General features: G+C 50.0%; 15 protein-coding genes. 5 read left to right on the forward strand and 10 right to left on the reverse strand.

Features of this window, described 5'->3' with window-relative positions:
- Positions 1–273: 273 nt before the first annotated feature.
- From C4H11_RS07185 to C4H11_RS07225, 9 genes are all read right to left on the reverse strand, one after another.
- On the reverse strand, positions 274–1,590 hold the full coding sequence (locus tag C4H11_RS07185; protein WP_106041050.1) for an FtsW/RodA/SpoVE family cell cycle protein: 1,317 nt from the start codon (positions 1,588–1,590) through the stop codon (positions 274–276).
- Between the two features lie 87 nt (positions 1,591–1,677).
- Positions 1,678–3,012 carry a UDP-N-acetylmuramoyl-L-alanine--D-glutamate ligase gene (murD, locus tag C4H11_RS07190; RefSeq protein WP_106041051.1) on the reverse strand — a complete coding sequence of 445 codons (1,335 nt, stop codon included), beginning with the start codon at positions 3,010–3,012 and terminating at the stop codon, positions 1,678–1,680.
- A 17-nt stretch (positions 3,013–3,029) separates the two neighbouring features.
- Entirely contained in the window at positions 3,030–4,298 is a 1,269-nt protein-coding gene (gene mraY / locus C4H11_RS07195) for a phospho-N-acetylmuramoyl-pentapeptide-transferase (RefSeq protein WP_106041052.1), read from the reverse strand.
- Between the two features lie 31 nt (positions 4,299–4,329).
- Positions 4,330–5,784 carry a UDP-N-acetylmuramoyl-L-alanyl-D-glutamate--2,6-diaminopimelate ligase gene (locus C4H11_RS07200; RefSeq protein ID WP_106041053.1) on the reverse strand — a complete coding sequence of 485 codons (1,455 nt, stop codon included), beginning with the start codon at positions 5,782–5,784 and terminating at the stop codon, positions 4,330–4,332.
- 100 nt (positions 5,785–5,884) lie between these two features.
- On the reverse strand, positions 5,885–8,026 hold the full coding sequence (locus tag C4H11_RS07205) for a penicillin-binding protein (protein ID WP_106041054.1): 2,142 nt from the start codon (positions 8,024–8,026) through the stop codon (positions 5,885–5,887).
- Between the two features lie 83 nt (positions 8,027–8,109).
- Positions 8,110–8,457 (reverse strand): FtsL-like putative cell division protein, encoded by a 348-nt coding sequence (locus tag C4H11_RS07210; protein ID WP_106041055.1) that lies wholly within the window; start codon positions 8,455–8,457, stop codon positions 8,110–8,112.
- Between the two features lies 1 nt (position 8,458).
- A complete protein-coding gene (gene rsmH / locus C4H11_RS07215) occupies positions 8,459–9,376 on the reverse strand; it encodes a 16S rRNA (cytosine(1402)-N(4))-methyltransferase RsmH (protein ID WP_106041056.1) in 918 nt (305 codons plus the stop codon).
- A 34-nt stretch (positions 9,377–9,410) separates the two neighbouring features.
- Positions 9,411–9,899, reverse strand: coding sequence for a division/cell wall cluster transcriptional repressor MraZ (mraZ, locus tag C4H11_RS07220; protein WP_106041057.1), 489 nt, complete (start codon positions 9,897–9,899; stop codon positions 9,411–9,413).
- Positions 9,900–10,376: 477 nt separating this feature from the next.
- On the reverse strand, positions 10,377–10,880 hold the full coding sequence (locus C4H11_RS07225; RefSeq protein ID WP_106041058.1) for an RNA polymerase sigma factor: 504 nt from the start codon (positions 10,878–10,880) through the stop codon (positions 10,377–10,379).
- A 223-nt stretch (positions 10,881–11,103) separates the two neighbouring features.
- Here C4H11_RS07225 and C4H11_RS07230 point away from each other — a divergent pair, with 223 nt between their 5' ends.
- A complete protein-coding gene (locus tag C4H11_RS07230; RefSeq protein ID WP_106041059.1) occupies positions 11,104–11,922 on the forward strand; it encodes a 1-acyl-sn-glycerol-3-phosphate acyltransferase in 819 nt (272 codons plus the stop codon).
- A gap of 43 nt (positions 11,923–11,965) precedes the next feature.
- A complete protein-coding gene (locus C4H11_RS07235) occupies positions 11,966–12,955 on the forward strand; it encodes a GNAT family N-acetyltransferase (RefSeq protein WP_106041060.1) in 990 nt (329 codons plus the stop codon).
- Positions 12,956–13,035: 80 nt separating this feature from the next.
- On the opposite strand, the gene C4H11_RS07240 is transcribed toward C4H11_RS07235, so the two are convergent.
- Positions 13,036–14,361 carry a deoxyguanosinetriphosphate triphosphohydrolase gene (locus C4H11_RS07240; protein ID WP_106041061.1) on the reverse strand — a complete coding sequence of 442 codons (1,326 nt, stop codon included), beginning with the start codon at positions 14,359–14,361 and terminating at the stop codon, positions 13,036–13,038.
- 210 nt (positions 14,362–14,571) lie between these two features.
- On the opposite strand from C4H11_RS07240, the gene dut reads away from it, so the two are divergent.
- Genes dut through C4H11_RS07255 form a run of 3 tightly spaced genes read left to right on the forward strand, consistent with a single transcriptional unit; the run spans position 14,572 to position 17,437 of the window.
- Complete coding sequence (gene dut / locus C4H11_RS07245) at positions 14,572–15,006, forward strand: dUTP diphosphatase (protein WP_106043212.1); 435 nt, start codon at positions 14,572–14,574, stop codon at positions 15,004–15,006.
- Positions 15,007–15,024: 18 nt separating this feature from the next.
- Complete coding sequence (locus tag C4H11_RS07250; protein WP_106041062.1) at positions 15,025–16,869, forward strand: tetratricopeptide repeat protein; 1,845 nt, start codon at positions 15,025–15,027, stop codon at positions 16,867–16,869.
- Positions 16,847–17,437 carry a DUF4292 domain-containing protein gene (locus tag C4H11_RS07255; protein ID WP_106041063.1) on the forward strand — a complete coding sequence of 197 codons (591 nt, stop codon included), beginning with the start codon at positions 16,847–16,849 and terminating at the stop codon, positions 17,435–17,437. Before C4H11_RS07250 ends, C4H11_RS07255 begins: the two co-directional genes overlap by 23 nt.
- Positions 17,438–17,446 lie beyond the last annotated feature (9 nt).

A 17,446-nucleotide genomic window follows, 5' to 3' on the forward strand; every position in this document is an offset into this window, starting at 1 on the left:
TGTAAGAATAAGGTATCATTTATCCCTTAAATACTCGCATATTTCTCGCCGTTTGCCTCGTATATTCGACGTGCATGGTCTCGCATATACGACGTTGGGTATGTCGCATATACGACGTTGAGCATGTCGCATATACGACGCTGGGTATGTCGCATATACGAGACTTGTCGTTATGGATTAAGGCCTCTGTGAGTGCCTCCTGAGGCTGTATTTTGCATAATCGGAGCATCTTTTCCATTGATATCTTCTTCTCTTTCTTCTCTCGAATTTCGGTTACTTAAATTCGGCATCGCTGTTCAGCATTTCTGCCGTCGGGTCAGCCGCCGTCTGTGCATCGCTGATTGCGGAAGACTCCTGCTCTTCCGCTCCCCCGGCATCTACCAGCAGGGGGATTTGCGCATCGTGCAACCGCTGTTCTTCCAGTTTGGCCGTGTAGCGGCTGACGCTTAGTATCATGCCGATGTAGGCACAATTGATAAAGGTGGATGTACCGCCTTTGCTGATGAGTGGCAACGGTTGTCCGGTGACGGGGGCCAATCCTACGGCAACCATCATGTTGAACAGCGCTTGCGTGACGAGTAATAAGGCTATCCCCATGATGAGGAAAGCCGGGAATGTCCGGTCGCACTTCTTGGCGATACGTCCCACACGTACCAGCAGGCAGACGTAGAGAAACACCACGAAACCTCCGCCCAGAAGGCCTAATTCTTCAATGATGATGGCGTAGATGAAATCGGAGAAAGCCTGACTCAGGAAGTCGCGTTGCACGGAGTTGCCCGGCCCTTTGCCCACAACGTTGCTCGTGGCTACGGCAATGCGTGCATGCGCCACTTGTCCGTCTCCATCTATGTCGAATTTGGCTGCCGGTATCTCTTCCTTGCCGGTGAAGTCGGCGATACGCGATTTCACGGTTGTAAGGCGGTGTCCCATCGGAATCTTCTTGAGCGTGTCGTTCGGTGTGGCAAGCAGGAAAGTGATGAACAGTGCGCCGAAAGCAAGGAGCCCTCCGCCCAGTATCACCAGTTTTTTGGCGGGCACCCGCCCGATGAACATCATCAGATATACGGTTCCGAAAAGCAGCATCCCGGTCGAGTAGTTTTCCGGCAGGATGAGTCCGCAGACGAGGCAGGTGACAATCATGATGCGTTTGAAGGCTCTCGGACTTGCTCCGTTTTCGTTCTGTCCCCGCGAAAGGATAAAAGCGGTGACGATGACGACGGCCATTTTCGCTATTTCCGATGGTTGGAACTGGATGCCCATGAACGTCATCCATCGGGCGGCACCGTTCACGCGGTCGCCTGTGATGAATCCCATCAGCATGACAAAAGCCAACAGCCCGATGGAGACAGGCAGCAAGAATACCGGGAATGCCTGAAACCATTTGTAGGGGATGTTGTGTACCAATACCACAATCACGGCACCTACCATCAGAAGAATGCTGTGCTGCGTGATGGGCCCCCAATGGTCGCCGCTCTTATAAGTCAGCGTACTGGCGGCACTGAACACCTCTATGATGGAGATGAGACAAAGGAAGAGGAAGATAATCCAGATCACTTTGTCACCCTTGAATATGCTTCTTAATAAATCCAATGTTTCTCGGTCTTTAAGTGTATGATAATAAAAAGGTAGAATATCACAGGTGCCTCTCTGTTGAAGGCTATATGCAACATTTGTCTGCTACAGGGCTCTCACGCAGTCCTTGAATTGGTCTCCTCTGTCTTCATAGTTCTTGAAGAGGTCGAACGAGGCGCAGCAAGGGCTGAGCAGCACGGTTTCGCCTTTCTTCGCCAACCTGAAGGCTGCGTCCACGGCATCTTTCATTCCGGTCTGTACATCGGCTACGGGCAAGCCCAGACGGTCGAAGAAGTCGTGCAGCTTTTCATTGTGCAAGCCCAGATAGACGAGAGCGGAACACTTCTCGCGGACAAGGTCTTCTATTTCCGTATAGTCATTGCCCTTGTCCTTGCCGCCGATAATCAATACCGTTTTGGTGGTCATGCTTTGCAGGGCGTACCAGCAGGAGTTTACGTTTGTTGCCTTGGAGTCGTTGATGAAGTGCACGCCGCGCACAGTGCACACTTTCTCCAACCGATGTTCCACTCCCTTGAAGTCGGACAAGGCTTTGCGGATATATTCCTTTTTGATGCCGGCAACGTTGGCGGATATGCCGGCGGCCAGCGAGTTATATAAGTTGTGCCTTCCGCTCAGTGCCAGCTTCTCTTGCTCCATGTTGAAAGCTATCGGTTCGTTGATTTCTATCTCTCCGTCTTCCACATAGGCAATGGCTCCATCTTTTTTCACCGCGGCAAACGGATAGAGATGAGCTTTCAGTCCGTGCTTGTCCAACTCCTGCTTGATGATGGGGTCTTCGTTCCAAAAGACGAAAGCGTCTTCCGGCGTCTGGTTTTGTGTGATACGGAATTTGGCATCTATATACTTCTGCATGCAGTGGTCGTAACGGTCCAGATGGTCGGGGGTGATGTTCATCAGTACGGCTATGTTGGCACGGAAGTTATACATATTGTCCAGTTGGAAAGAGCTGAGCTCAATCACGTAATAGTCGTGCTGTTCGGTGGCCACCTGCAATGCCAGACTTTTGCCGATATTCCCTGCCAGTCCCACGTTCAGGCCCGCACTCTTAAAGATATGGTAGATGAGCGAGGTGGTGGTGGTTTTTCCGTTCGAGCCGGTGATGCACACCATTTTGGCATTGGTGTAGCGGCCTGCAAATTCTATTTCCGAGATGACGGGCGTGTCCTTCTCTTTCAGTTTCAGAATGAGCGGAGCATCGTTGGGGATGCCCGGGCTTTTCACCACTTCGTCGGCATTCAGAATCAGCTCTTCCGTGTGCCGGCCTTCTTCCCACGCAATGCCGTGTTTGTTCAGCAGCTCTTTATACTTGTCTTTAATGACCGACATGTCCGATACAAACGTGTCGAAGCCTTTCGTCTTGGCCAGTACGGCAGCTCCTGCACCGCTCTCGCCGGCTCCTAAAACAACTATTCTACTCATATCTGTTTCTTTCGCTTTTATCTTATCTTCAATGTTATAATCGTTATTGCTGCCAGCATGATGGTCACAATCCAGAAACGGACGGTAATCTTCGATTCGTGAAACAGCTTGTCCGGTTTGGTAAATACCACCTTGCAGCCCGGCTCCACCAGATTCATGCCGGTGCGGAAGTGGTCGTGTATCGGTGTGCGTTTGAAGAGGCGTTGCTTCACGCCCTTCCGTTTCCCTGCCTTGTAGTAGAAGCGTTGCAGAATGACCGACAGGTTCTCTACGAGGAATACGCCGCAAAGAATGGGTATCAGCAACTCCTTGTGTATGATGATGGCATATACGGCAATGATTCCTCCTATGGTCAGGCTGCCCGTATCGCCCATGAATACTTGGGCCGGATAGGCATTGTACCACAAGAAGCCGATGAGGGCGCCGATGAAGGCGCAGATAAAGATTACCAGTTCCTCCGACCCCGGGATATACATGATGTTCAGATAGCCGGCATATTCTATGTGGCCGGACACGTAGGCCAGTATTCCCAACGTCAGTCCGATGATAGCGGAGTTTCCGGCAGCCATGCCGTCCATGCCGTCGTTCAGGTTGGCTCCATTTGATACGGCGGTGACCACGAAGATGGTGATGATGACGAACAAAACCCATCCGATTGTCTGGGCATGTTCGCCCATGAAGCCTGCCAGGTCGGAATAATCGAAGTTATTGCTCTTGAAGAACGGAATGGTGGTTTGCGTGGCCTTGATTTCTTTGGCGGCATGCACCACCTCTATTTGTCCGTCAGGCTTTTGTTGCTCTATGTTTTCGCGGATGACTACCTGCGGACTGAGGTAGAGCGTCATCCCCACGATAAGTCCCAGACCTACCTGCCCGATGATTTTGAATTTTCCGTGCAGTCCTTCCTTGTCTTTCTTGAATATCTTGATGTAATCGTCCGCAAATCCCAGCGAACCCAACCAGACGGTTGTCACCAGCATCAATATCATGTACACGTTTCCCAGCCTGCCTAACAGCAGGCAAGGAATGAGAATGGCGACGATGATGATGATGCCCCCCATACTGGGTACGCCTGTCTTATTTACGCCGAACGGGTCGATGCCGGCGTCACGTTGTGTTTCGGTGATTTGTTTGCGCTTCAGCAGGTTGATGAACTTATCTCCCCAAATGCTCGAGATGAGCAGTGCCAGGATGATGGCCATCAGCGACCTGAATGACGTATATCCAAACATTCCGGCGCCGGGGAAGTCATACCGGTCTAACCATTGAAATAAATAGTAAAGCATAATCTCTCTGTCTTCTTATAGGTTTGTTCTCTTATTCCTGATTCAGAATGGCTTTCAACTCTTCCTTATCGTCGAAGTGATGTTTCACTCCTTTTATCTCCTGATAATTCTCGTGTCCTTTTCCGGCAACGAGAATCACGTCTCCCGGCTGTGCAAACATGCAGGCGGTTTTGATGGCTTCCCGGCGGTCGGCAATGCAGATTGTCTTTTGCAGGTCGTCTTTGTCGAGTCCTGCCAGCATATCGTCGATGATGTCTTGCGGCTCTTCGAAGCGCGGATTGTCCGAAGTGATGATGAGGCGGTGGCTCAGTCGTGCCGCTTCTTTCGCCATGATGGGGCGCTTGCCTTTATCGCGGTTACCGCCGGCACCGCACACGGTGATAACCTTGCCTCTTCCCTCCAATATTCCGTGGATGGCATTCAGCACATTGACCAGCGCATCCGGCGTATGGGCATAGTCCACAATGGCAGTAACGCCTTTGGGAGAACGAATGGCTTCGAAACGCCCGGCCACGGGACGAAGCGTACTGAGGGCTATCAACGCCTCTTCCTCTTTCTTGCCCAGCAACACGGCGGCGCCGAATACGGCCAGCAGATTGCTTGCATTGAATTTCCCGATGAAATGCACGGCCAGCTCGTGGTTGTTGAAGTCGAGCAGCATACCTTCAAAATGCGATTCCAGCACCTTCCCCTTGAAGTCGCTGAGGCTGCGCAGAGAGTAAGTGTAAACCTTCGAACGTGTATTCTGCGTCATCACCAATCCGTTCTTATCGTCCAGATTAGTCAGGCTGAAAGCATTCTTGGGCATATCATCGAAGAATTTCTTTTTGGCTTTGAGGTAATTCTCCACCGTCTTGTGATAATCCAGATGGTCGCGGGTGAGGTTGGTGAAGATGCCGCCGGCAAACTTCAGACCGCTGATTCGTTTCTGTGCGATGGAGTGGGAGCTGACTTCCATGAAAGCGTATTTGCATCCGGCGTCGGCCATCTCGCCCAGCAAACGATTCAAGGTAACAGGGTCTGGAGTGGTGTGCTCGGTCGGTACGGGACGATCGTCTATGTAGTTGCATACCGTAGAAATCAATCCCGCTTTATAGCCGAAATAGCGGAATGTATCGTATAGCAAGGTGGCTACAGTCGTCTTCCCGTTGGTTCCGGTTACGCCCACAAGTTCCATCTTGGAAGTAGGGTCGCCATAAAAAGCGGTAGCCGCTTTCCCCGCGGCATCTTCGCAATCTTTCACCTGAATATAGGTGATGCCGGCTTCCGGTTCTTCCGGCAGCTCTTCGCATAGCACGGCAACGGCACCTTTGCCGATGGCAGCCGGAATGTAGGCATGTCCGTCGGTTTGCGTGCCGCGCATTGCCATAAACAGATGTCCGGCTTCTATCAGACGGGAGTCGATGTTTACTCCCGTAATCTCTATGTCCGTACTTCCGATTATCTTAACCGGCTGTATCGCTTTCAACAAATCACTCAATTCCATCACAAATCCTCTTATCGTTTTTATGTCAAGTGTACCTACACCTTATTATATATAGTATCTTGTGAATCTTCACTCTATTTCTACCTTCCTCCTTCGGGTGTCAGTGCAGCGTCAAGGTTATTGTCTGCCCCGTCACTGCCCGACTGCCTCCGGCTATCGACTGATTCTTCACCTGGCCCACACCGTCCAGCCTTACTTTCAGGCCTTTGCTTTCCAGCAAGTAGACGGCATCTTTCGCTCCCATGCCCACCACATTGGGCACGGCTGTACTCGAAGTCGATGTGCCGTCTTGCAGAAGGACGGCCGACGGGGCAGCCTGTGTATGTCCCCACGTCTCTTTTCTTCCCTGTCCGGAGAATTCCTTTCTGACGGGAACCTTCAGTTCGTTCAGCACAAGGAACGCCTCATTCATTGCTCCCGCTTTTACGGTGGGGATTACGTTCGTGGTGCTGTCTATGGCGCCGCGCAGGTCGAAGCGCAGGTCTTTGGCATATACCCTTTCCGCTATTTTACCGAAGACGCTGCCTGCCATCAATCCTCCCGAGGCAGGAAGTCCGGGCTTTTGTATAGACACGATGCAGCTGTATTTGGGAGCTTCGGACGGGAAATAACCGCAGAAACTTACCAAATAGTTCATTTGACCGGATTTATATCCGGACGTTCCTTGCGAAATCTGTGCCGTACCCGTTTTCCCCGCTACCGAGAACTGTTTGCTTCCCGCCGGTTTTGCCAATCCGTCGGACACCACCCTGCGGAGTATTTCGCGTATTTGCGTCAATGTACGGTCGGAACAGATTTTCGGATTGATAATCTCGGTAGGATATTCTTTTACCGTCTCTCCCTCTTTCACGGCCGCTTTCACGAATTTGGGGCGCACCATGACGCCATTGTTGGCTATGGCGTTGTAGAACGTCAGTATGTTCATGGGCGGCACCTGAGTTTCGTAGCCTATGCTCATCCACGGCAAGGTGGTTTTGGCGAAGTAACGCTCTTTGGGCCCTTTGATGTTGGGCTTTCCTTCACCAGCAATCTGCAAGTGCAACGGTTGATCTATGCTCATCCGCTTCAAGCCGTCCACGTATTTCTGCGGATTGTCTTTGTAGTGCTTGTCTATGAGGTAAGAGACGCCGATGTTGGAAGACACCTCCAGAATGCGTGTCACATTTATCTTTCCATAACCTCCGCGGTGCCAGTTATGGTCTTTCATGTTGCTGCCATACATTCTCATGATGCCGTTACCCGTATCTACTTCGGTGTCCGGGGTGATTTTTCCGTCTTCCAGCGCTACCATGATGGAGGCGGTCTTGAACGTAGAGCCGGGTTCCATCATGTCGCTGATGGCGTTGCTGTTCATTTCGTAGTAGTTTCCGTCGCCCGCTTTCATCAGGTTGACGATGGCTTTCACTTCGCCGGTGGCCACCTCCATCAGTACGGCCACGCCTACGTTGGCATTGATTTCTTTCAGTTTGTCCATCAGCGCCTTCTCGCAAATGTCTTGCATGCCCACGTCGATGGTGGAGATGATGTCGCACCCGTCTACAGGCGGCACATCCACGATGTTGAGGAATTTGTTCATCACCTTTTGGCGGTGGGTGATGCCGTCTCGTCCTTTGAGCAAAGTGTCGAAAGCCAATTCAAGGCCGTTGCGTGCGCCCATTGCCGTGTCGGCATACAGTCGTCCCAAAGTCTGCGCGGCCAACGAACCGAAGGGTTTCTTGCGTTGGTTGTATATCTGTTCGTGGAAGCCTCCCTTGTATTTGCTCATCTTGAACACCGGCAACCGTTTCGTTTCTTTATACTGAATGTAAGAGATACGCCTGTTGCGGTTGGGAAGGATGTTGTAGTTTCGGCTTTTCAGTTCTCGTCCTTTGCGCAAGTGGTTCTTAAAAGTCGCTGTGCTGATGTCCGGAAAAATCCGGTTAAGGCCTATGCAAATAGAGTCGAAATTGATTTTCCAGATAGAATCTTTGCGTTGCTGGTCTTTTCTGCGCCGGTCTTCGTCTCTTTCGCCGGACATGAAGTCCATGAAGATTTTATATTCGGGCAGTGAGCTTGCCATCAGCTTTCCGTCAGAAGAGAGAATGTTTCCGCGATTAGGTTTCACCGTTACGTTCTCTCTGACAAAACGGTCTGCCACATCGTGCCAATATTGCCGTTCGGCAAACATAATCATGGCGCCTTTTACGATAATGGCTATCCCCATCAACCCCAGCAGGAGGATGACGAAGAAGTAACGGGTCATTATCTTTTTTTTGTTTACAGCCAAAGTCTTATATCTCTTGATTTAACGGGTTTTGCTATTCAGAGGCGCATTGCCGGCTCTTTTCAGGGTTTCTTCCAAATGAGATAAGGCGGATGCGTAGAGGTTTGCAAGTCGCTCTCTTTGGTAGCGATGTATTCTTCGATGCGCGACTGGCGGCTCCGTTCCATCAACTCCGAGCTGCGTGTCAGGGCGTCATACTTGATATCTGTCAGTTGTTTTTTGAGGTTGTCTATCTCTATCAGTTGCTGTTGACATTCGTAGCGGTTGTTGATGTAAACGATGACAAGCACCGTGATGAGAAACAACAGTCCTGCCTGACGGCGGAAGAAGTCCGTAGCCAGAATATCGCCTCCGAGGATGCTCTTCAGCGAGGTGCGCTTTTTTGTTTTCTCTGCATTTTCCTCTTTCATATCATTGTTCTGTCTTCTCCGCAATGCGCAGCTTGGCGCTTCGCGAACGCGGGTTTCGCGTCACCTCCTCTTCGTCGGGGACAATCACTTTGTTGTTGACCGGCCGAAACGGTGTCTGCACGTTGCCGTAGAAATCTTTCTCCGCCTTGCCTTCCACGTTGCCGGTCTTCATGATGTTCTTCACCAGGCGGTCTTCCAGAGAATGGTAGGTAATCACCACCAATCGTCCTCCGGGCTTCAATGCTTTCGTGGCGGCGCAGAGCATTTCTTTCAGCGCCTCCATCTCTTGATTGACTTCGATGCGCAGTGCCTGAAACACTTTTGCCAGTTCTTTCTTCTCGCGTTCGCGTCCGAAGAACGGCCTGACGATGTTCAGGAACTCGCCGATGGTTTCAATCCTCCCGCCGGCGCGTGCTTTTGCGATGGCGGATGCCAGTTTGCGGCTGTTCTTCAGCTCGCCGTACAGATAGAAGACATCGGCCAGCCGCTCTTCGTCGTACGTATTCACTACGTCGGCGGCGGAGGCTCCGGCACGTTTGTTCATGCGCATGTCCAGTGCGCCCTCAAACCGGAAAGAAAAACCTCGGTCGCTGTCATCGAAGTGGTGGGAAGAAACGCCGAGGTCGGCCAGTACGGCGTCTACTTGTTCGATGCCGTGATAGCGCAGGAAGTTGTGCAAGTAGCGGAAGTTGCTGCGCACGAACGTGAAGCGCGGGTCGTCCATGATGTTGCATTCCGCATCCTCGTCTTGGTCGAACGCCAGCAGTCGTCCTCCTGCTTTCAGGCGGGAAAGAATTTCGCGCGAATGCCCTCCGCCGCCAAAGGTGACGTCCACATACGTACCCTCCGGGCGGATGTTCATTGCCTCTACGGCTGGCTTCAGCAATACGGGGATGTGGTATATCGGTTCTTCTTCCATCTTCTTAGTCGGTTCGTCATAAATCCGGTAACGGTCAATCTTTTGTTATCACGTCTCTCTTTTCCTGGTTGTTATTTGAACTTCCAAGCGCTTCTTCGAGGGCTTGACTGAATGCTTCGGAAGGCATGAACGGCTTATCGGCACGCTCTTTCGCCCATATTTCTATGGTATTGTCCATGCCGATGAAGCGGACATCGCTCTGAATGCCTGCCATCTGCAAGTATCGTTTCGGTATCAGGATACGTCCGTTACCGTCGGGGATTACAACTTCGGCGTCGCTCACGAATTGGCGGAAAATCATTTGTTGTCCGGCATCCCATCTGTTCAATTTGCTTCTGAGCAGGTTTTGCGTGGCAAACCATGCACTTTCGGGATAGAGCACCAAGCAGTCTTGATACACGTCTTTGCGAAGCACAAGCCTTTCTTCGGAAACGGCTTGGAGCTGTTTCCGAAATGCGGCGGGGATGAAGACTCGTCCTTTGGCATCCGTCTTGGCCTCTATATTTCCTAAGAATTGCATCATTTCTTACTCTATTATAATAAGCGACGGTAAAAATACACATTTCCCCACAATTCCCCACTATCTTTTTATAAAAATCTTACAGAGAAGTTATCAACACCTTGTTAATTATTTATTCATTTGATAATGAATATATTTCCGGAATGCTTTGTCGGTGGGGGATTGACGTGCTTAGCGCTTGCCGGTAGATGCTGTATTATCGGGGACAACCGACTTATTGGGTGTGTTTTTGCGGTTTAAGTGATGGGATATAGGCTGTTGCAGGTAGAACAAAACAACTCCGTATCCGCCCCGTGTCTGCCCCATACCTTCTCCGCATCTATAGAAGCAGAGTTGATACGGAGGATATACGGAGGTGATACGGAGTTGATACGGAGGTAATACGGAGGATATACGGAGGTGATACGGAGTTGATACGGAGGTAATACGGAGGATATACGGAGGTGATACGGAGGTGATACGGAGGATATGCGGAGACGGCTAAACAAAATCCTTCAATTCTTGTTGTAATTTCCGGCGGGTAAAGAAGATGCGGCTCTTCACCGTGCCCAAGGGAAGTTCCAGCTTATCAGCTATTTCTCGATACTTGAAGCCGGAGACGTGCATGGCAAACGGGATTTTGTACTCGCGCGGCAAGGCGTTGACAATGCGGTGCATCTCCTTCAGGTCATATGCACTTTCGGTGCTTTCGAAAGCTGTGTCACGCGGAAGGTTCAGGTGGTAGAGGTTATCTGTCTGGTCAACGAACGTCTGGTCGCGTACCACCTTGCGGTAATTGTTTATGAAGATGTTGCGCATGATGGTGTATATCCATCCTTTGAAATTGGTGTCGGGCATGTATTTATCTTCGTTGTCCAGAGCCTTCAGCGAGGTTTCCTGTAAAAGGTCGTTGGCTTCTTCGCGGTTGGCGGTAAGCTTATATGCAAAGCGTAATAAATCATCTTGAACTCTTATTAAATCTGTCTTAAAATTGATACTGTTCATAAGTGCTATATTTTCTTTTGTTTGTCTTTGAATTCGATGTTGCAAGTTTATGAACTATCATCCTCTTCAACCTACGGATTTCAGACATTCTTTGGGGTATAAATTGTCAATTGATAGATTTCGGGTGTTATTTGATAGAGTTTAGGTGCAGTTTTCTGCTGTTTTTTTTGTGATTAATTAAAAAGATGAGTTATTTTGCGCATTCATTTCACTCAAACGAAGAATGACTGACGACGCTTTATTTTTGATAGATATAGATAAGATACTCCGGGAGAAAGCTCCGGGGAAAGTCCGCTACATTCCTAAATTCGTCGTTTCTTATCTGAAGCGCATTGTACATCAAGATGAACTGAATGTCTTTTTGCGCGAATCGAAAGACAAAGTCGGGGTGGATTTCCTGAAATCGACTTTAGATTTCCTCGATGCGCACATCGTGGTGAAGGGAAAAGAGAATTTGTCCAAAGAGGGGCTTTATACTTTTGTCTCCAATCATCCCTTGGGCGGACAAGATGGAGTGGCGTTGGGCTATGTATTGGGCACTTTCTACGATGGAAAGGTGAAATACATGGTCAATGACCTGCTGATGAATCTGCACGGATTGGCACCGCTCTGCATCCCCATCAACAAAACCGGAAAGCAGGGCAAGGATTTCCCCAAAATGGTGGAAGCGGGTTTTGCTTCGGACAACCAGTTGATTATGTTTCCGGCCGGGTTGTGCTCGCGCAGGCAGAACGGTGTGATTCGCGACCTGGAGTGGAAAAAGACGTTCATAGTGAAGAGTGTCGAAGCAAAACGCAATGTGGTTCCTGTTCATTTTGAGGGACGCAACTCCAATTTTTTTTACAACCTTGCCAATCTGTGCAAGGCTTTGGGCATCAAGTTCAATATAGCCATGCTTTATCTGGCAGACGAGATGCTGAAAAACCGCCACAAAACCTTTACTATCACGATAGGCAAACCGATACCGTGGCAGACATTCGATAAGTCGAAGACGCCTGTGGAGTGGGCGCAGTATGTGAAGGACATCGTATATAGATTGTAGAAAGATTGTTTTTTACTTAAAAGAAGTACTACTGACAGAGAATATGGAAGATATTATTGAACCGGTGAGCAAGGAATTGCTGAAAGCAGAGTTGACTGAGGAGAGGCGCTTACGCATGACGAACAGAAGCAACAACCAGATATACATCATCACGGCTCAGGATTCGCCGAACACGATGAGGGAGATAGGGCGTTTGCGTGAGATTGCGTTTCGTGCTGCGGGAGGAGGAACCGGCAAGTCCATGGATATAGATGAGTATGACGTGATGGAGAACCCCTACAAGCAACTGATTGTATGGAATCCGGAGGCTGAAGAAATTTTGGGCGGCTATCGTTATATTTTGGGCACGGATGTACGTTTGGACGAACATGGTGCTCCTGTATTGGCTACGGCGCATATGTTCAACTTCTCCGAAAAATTCCTCAAGGAGTATCTTCCTACCACCATCGAGTTGGGGCGTTCGTTCGTCACCTTGGAATACCAGTCTACGCGCAACGACAGCAAAGGGTTGTTTGCTTTGGATAATTTGTGGGACGGGTTGGGTGCATTGACGGTAGTGATGCCAAACGTGAGGTATTTCTTTGGAAAGGTCACCATGTACCCCAGCTATCATCGGCAGGGACGCGATATGATTCTTTATTTCCTCCGGAAGCATTTTGCCGATAAAGATAACTTGATTATCCCGACGAAATCGCTGGTTTTAGAGTCGGACGAGAAAGAGTTGGAGGCTTTGTTCTGTAAAGATACCTTCAAAGAAGATTATAAAATACTGAATAGTGAGATACGCAGACTGGGCTATAATATTCCTCCTTTAGTGAATGCTTACATGGGGCTCAGCCCCACGATGCGTATGTTCGGTACAGCCATCAACTACGGTTTCGGCGATGTGGAGGAGACAGGCATTCTGATTGCCGTGGATGAGATTTTGGCAGAGAAACGCGTGCGCCACATACAGTCGTTCATAGAGAGTGAACCGGAAGCGTGCCGGCTGACATCAGGCGCAAACAAAGTGGTGTACAAAAGCGGCTGTTAGCGGTTGATTGTGATGCGCGACGTGCTTGCGGAAAGAGATTTTTCAGACGCCTTCATCTTTATTCCTGACCTAACCTCTATCTACACCGCCGGCAGACTGTTTCCGTTTATCTTGCGGTAAAGGTCGAGCGCATACACATCCGTCATGCCCGATATGTAATCAAGCACCGCTTGTACTTTCTCGTAGAGTGCGGATGCCTTTATGTTGTATTGATCGGATACGCGGTTGATGAGCAGTTGCGAATACGCCTTTTCCGGCGATCGCACGGCATCAATCATCAGCTCGAGCAACGTGCTGATGATGCGGAAACCCGCCAACTCGATGTCCAATACGTCCTGCGAACGATAGATCTTCTTCATCGAAACGTCGGCACAATGCTTGTAGGCTGCGGCAGGCCGTGCGGAGATGTGCCGGATGAGGTTTCCCTCAAACTCTCCTTCCAGAATCTTCTCTTCATTGTTCAAGAATGCCTCGGTGCACTCGCCGATGAGCAGTCCGATGGTGCTGGAGCGCAGGTAGGCTATCTGTTCATTGACGTCGCTGACAATCTCCAGCGTCTTGAGCATATGCTTCTTTCGTTCGTCGGTGAAATAGGATAGCAGCAATTCCTGTGTCTCTTTTGAGGTAAGAATCTTCAGTTTGTGAGCATCCTCGATGTCCATCATCTGATAGCAGATGTCGTCGGCAGCTTCCACAAGATATACCAGCGGGTGGCGGGCGTATCTCAGCGGGGCATCGTTCAGTTTTTTCATCCCCAACTCTTCGGCAATGCGGCGGAAGCTCTCCTCTTCCGTGGTGAAGAAACCGAACTTCGACTTCTTTCCTGCCAGACTTGATGAGAAAGGATATTTCACAATGCTTGCCAGAGTGGGGTAAGTGAGAACGAAGCCCCCTTTTCGCCGGCCTTCAAACTGATGGGTGAGCAGTCGGAAAGCATTGGCATTTCCTTCGAAGTGCGTCAAGTCTTCCCATTGGGCGGATGTGAGATGCGCTTTCAAATCTATTCCTTTGCCTTCGGAGAAGTAGGTGGAAATGGCTCGTTCGCCCGAATGGCCGAAGGGAGGGTTGCCCAAATCGTGAGCCAGGCAAGCGGCCGAAACAATCGAACCGATTTCGGGCAGAAAGGAGTGCTGCAACTCCGGGCGGCGGGCAAGGATGGCCTTCGACACATCGTTACCCAACGAACGTCCCACACACGACACCTCTAAGCTGTGCGTCAGTCGGTTGTGAACAAAGACGCTACCCGGCAAAGGGAATACTTGTGTCTTGTTCTGCAATCGGCGAAACGGGGCGGAAAAAACAAGACGGTCGTAGTCTCGTTGAAACTCCGAGCGGTTTTCGTGCCGTTCGCGGTGAAACTCTTCCAATCCGAAGCGCTTGGCAGATATAAGCGTGTTCCAATCCATATATTCAAATCAATTTAGGGGCTGTTGAAGTTTGCTTGGCTTTTCTTCCCGAGCTTTCTTATTATTTAACTGCAAATGTACCATTATTTTGTATCAAATTCCGTATTTTCGCCCATTAAATGTGACAGGCGGCATTCGTGGCTCTTGAAGAGCCGGCATTGTGCCTCCTGCCTTTCGTGATTAATAACAACCCGTAATTTGTGGATCATGCTGAATGTACAAATAATCAACAAGTCAAAGCATCCTCTTCCTGCTTATGCCACTGAATTATCTGCCGGAATGGATCTTCGTGCCAACCTCGACAGGCCGATTACGTTGGCCCCAATGCAAAGATGTCTGGTGCCTACAGGACTTTATATCGCCCTGCCCGCAGGATTTGAAGCGCAAGTGCGTCCCCGCAGCGGGCTGGCCCTGAAAAAGGGCATCACGGTGTTGAACTCTCCCGGAACCATTGACGCCGATTATCGCGGTGAAATCTGTGTCATCCTCATCAACCTTTCTGCCGAAGCCTTTGTGATAGAAGACGGCGAACGCATAGCCCAAATGGTGATAGCCCGCCACGAGCAAGCCGTTTGGCTGGAAACAGAGGTGCTGGACGAGACCGAACGTGGTGCCGGCGGTTTCGGACATACAGGAAAAAAATGAGGATTTAAGATGCGAAGAATGAAATATATCAGACAGGTAACGTTTTTCTTGCTCTTTTCTCTGACCTGCTCTTCGTGCGGTGCCTTGGTCGGAGGTGTTGTTGGCGGTACAGTCGCGGCTTTGATTCCTGTTGTCACCGCGAATGGGGCAGTCAAGAAAGACAAGAAAAAACTTAAAAAGCAGGATGCCCATCCGACGCCACAGCTCACCGACGAGGAGCAGCGGCGCTACGACTACTTCTTCCTTGAGGCGGCACGCTTAAAGGTGCGGAAAGAATATGCCGCAGCTTTCGACTTGCTGCAACACTGCCTGACGATTGCTCCCGATGATCCTTCGGCTTTGTACGAGATAGCCCAATATTACTTATTCCTCAAACAAGTGACGTTGGCGCAGGCCGCTCTGGAAAAAGCGGTAGAGAATGCTCCTGACAATTATTGGTATAGTCAGGCCTTGGTCGGTATCTATATGCAGCAAAACGAAACGGACCAGGCTACGGAACTGCTGGAAAAAATGGCAACACGTTTCTCCGATAGGATGGATCCGCTGTATAGTTTGTTGGAAATCTACAACAAGGCCGAGACCTACGACAAGGTAATCGGCATACTGAACAAGTTAGAGAAAAAAATAGGCAAGAGCGAACAGCTCAGCATGGAGAAGTTCCGCATTTATTTGCAGCAGAAAGACGATAAGCGCGCTTTTCATGAGATAGAGAGCCTGGTGGAGGAATATCCCAGCGACATGCGCTATCAGGTGGTGCTGGGCGATGCTTATATGCAGAACGGCAAGAGCGACAAGGCCTACGACATTTACAAGAAAGTGCTGACCGAGGAACCCGACAACGTAATGGCCATGTACTCGTTGGCCTCTTATTACGATCAGACGGGGCAGAAGGAACTTTACGAACAGCAGTTGGACACGCTGCTCCTGAACAGGAAAGTAGCTTCGGATGTGAAAGTGAACGTGATGCGCCGTTTCATTGTGCAAAATGAACAGGAAGGGCGAGACAGTACCCGTGTGCTCACCCTCTTCGACCGCATCATGGAGCAAGACCCCGACGACACCGGTCTGCCGATGCTGTATGCCCAATATCTTCTTTCGAAAAAGATGAACGAACAGACGTGGCCGGTGCTGAGGCAAGTGTTGGTCATCGACCCCACCAATACGGCAGCACGTATGATGCTTGTGGGCGAGGCCGTGCGCAAGGAAGACAACAAGGATTTGATGGCCCTGTGTGAAGCCGGAGTGGAGTCGAATCCCGATATGCTGGAGTTTTATTACTATCTGGTCATTTCTTATAATCAGGCGGAACGCTTGGACGATGCCCTGAACGTTTGCCTCAAAGCGCTGACGCATGTCACCGACGAGAGCAATAAGGAAATGGTGTCGAACTTCTATGCCATTATGGGCGATATCTACCATACCAAGAGCCGCAATCTCGATGCCTATGCCGCCTACGACTCGTCTTTGGTCTATAACCCGTCGAACATCGATACGCTGAACAATTATGCCTACTACCTCTCCTTGGAACGTCGTGACTTGGACAAAGCGGAAGAGATGAGCTACAAGACTGTAAAGGCCGATCCGAACAATCCCACTTACCTCGACACTTATGCGTGGATATTGTTTGTGAAGGGAAACTATGCCGAAGCAAGGCTCTACATAGACGAAGCCGTGAAGAACGATACCGAGAAAAGCAACGTGGTGGTAGAGCATTGCGGTGACATCTACTACATGACGGGCGATGCGGAAGGAGCCATGAATTTCTGGAAACAAGCTTGGGATGGAGGTAACCGCTCCGATACGTTGAAACAGAAAATTCAGAAAAAGAAATACATAGTCGATGAAAACAAACCTGCTCAATAGAACTGTACTGAAAGCATTCCGCTATTTGCCTTTGATGCTTTTGCTTGCCATATGCCTTGCCGGATGTAAGACTTCGCGCATGGTCGGTAAGGATGCCGAAGATACCGGTTATCTTTCCTCCAAAGTACAACTGACAGTTCCTCATAAGGATGCTGTGCTCACAGTGAACGGCACCATGAAACTGAAAGAGGGTGAGCGCATGCAACTCTCTTTCCTGATGCCTATTCTCCGCACGGAGGTGGCGCGTATGGAGGTCACACCGGATACTATTATGCTGGTAGACCGTATGGGAAAGCGTTACGTGCAGGCCACGCGCAAAGAGCTGAGGCGCGTACTGCCCAAGAAAGCTGATTTCGCCCGGCTGGAGAAGCTGCTCTATGCCGCTTCCAAACCCGATGGCAAAAAGACACTGACGGGCAGGGAGCTGGGCATTCCCTCTCTGGCGAAAGGAAAACTCGTCTTTTCAGATTTCTCGAACAAGGGATTCACGTTGTCTCCCACTCAACTCTCGCAAAAGTATAGAAAGGTGGAATTGGAGGAATTGCTGGAGATGTTGATGAATCTTTAATCAATATAT

Origin of the sequence: Bacteroides zoogleoformans, assembly GCF_002998435.1 — a bacterium.
In the GTDB taxonomy this organism is placed as follows: domain Bacteria; phylum Bacteroidota; class Bacteroidia; order Bacteroidales; family Bacteroidaceae; genus Bacteroides; species Bacteroides zoogleoformans.

Bases quoted from the DNA above. Each gene is read 5' to 3' on its own strand.
- rsmH (WP_106041056.1), bottom strand. From the start codon at position 9,376: ATGGAAGAAGAACCGATATACCACATCCCCGTATTGCTGAAGCCAGCC.
- C4H11_RS07210 (WP_106041055.1), bottom strand. From the start codon at position 8,457: ATGAAAGAGGAAAATGCAGAGAAAACAAAAAAGCGCACCTCGCTGAAG.
- C4H11_RS07235 (WP_106041060.1), top strand. From the start codon at position 11,966: ATGGAAGATATTATTGAACCGGTGAGCAAGGAATTGCTGAAAGCAGAG.
- murD (WP_106041051.1), bottom strand. From the start codon at position 3,012: ATGAGTAGAATAGTTGTTTTAGGAGCCGGCGAGAGCGGTGCAGGAGCT.
- mraY (WP_106041052.1), bottom strand. From the start codon at position 4,298: ATGCTTTACTATTTATTTCAATGGTTAGACCGGTATGACTTCCCCGGC.
- C4H11_RS07230 (WP_106041059.1), top strand. From the start codon at position 11,104: ATGACTGACGACGCTTTATTTTTGATAGATATAGATAAGATACTCCGG.
- C4H11_RS07200 (WP_106041053.1), bottom strand. From the start codon at position 5,784: ATGGAATTGAGTGATTTGTTGAAAGCGATACAGCCGGTTAAGATAATC.
- C4H11_RS07205 (WP_106041054.1), bottom strand. From the start codon at position 8,026: ATGACCCGTTACTTCTTCGTCATCCTCCTGCTGGGGTTGATGGGGATA.
- C4H11_RS07240 (WP_106041061.1), bottom strand. From the start codon at position 14,361: ATGGATTGGAACACGCTTATATCTGCCAAGCGCTTCGGATTGGAAGAG.
- C4H11_RS07225 (WP_106041058.1), bottom strand. From the start codon at position 10,880: ATGAACAGTATCAATTTTAAGACAGATTTAATAAGAGTTCAAGATGAT.
- C4H11_RS07255 (WP_106041063.1), top strand. From the start codon at position 16,847: ATGAAAACAAACCTGCTCAATAGAACTGTACTGAAAGCATTCCGCTAT.
- mraZ (WP_106041057.1), bottom strand. From the start codon at position 9,899: ATGATGCAATTCTTAGGAAATATAGAGGCCAAGACGGATGCCAAAGGA.
- C4H11_RS07250 (WP_106041062.1), top strand. From the start codon at position 15,025: ATGAAATATATCAGACAGGTAACGTTTTTCTTGCTCTTTTCTCTGACC.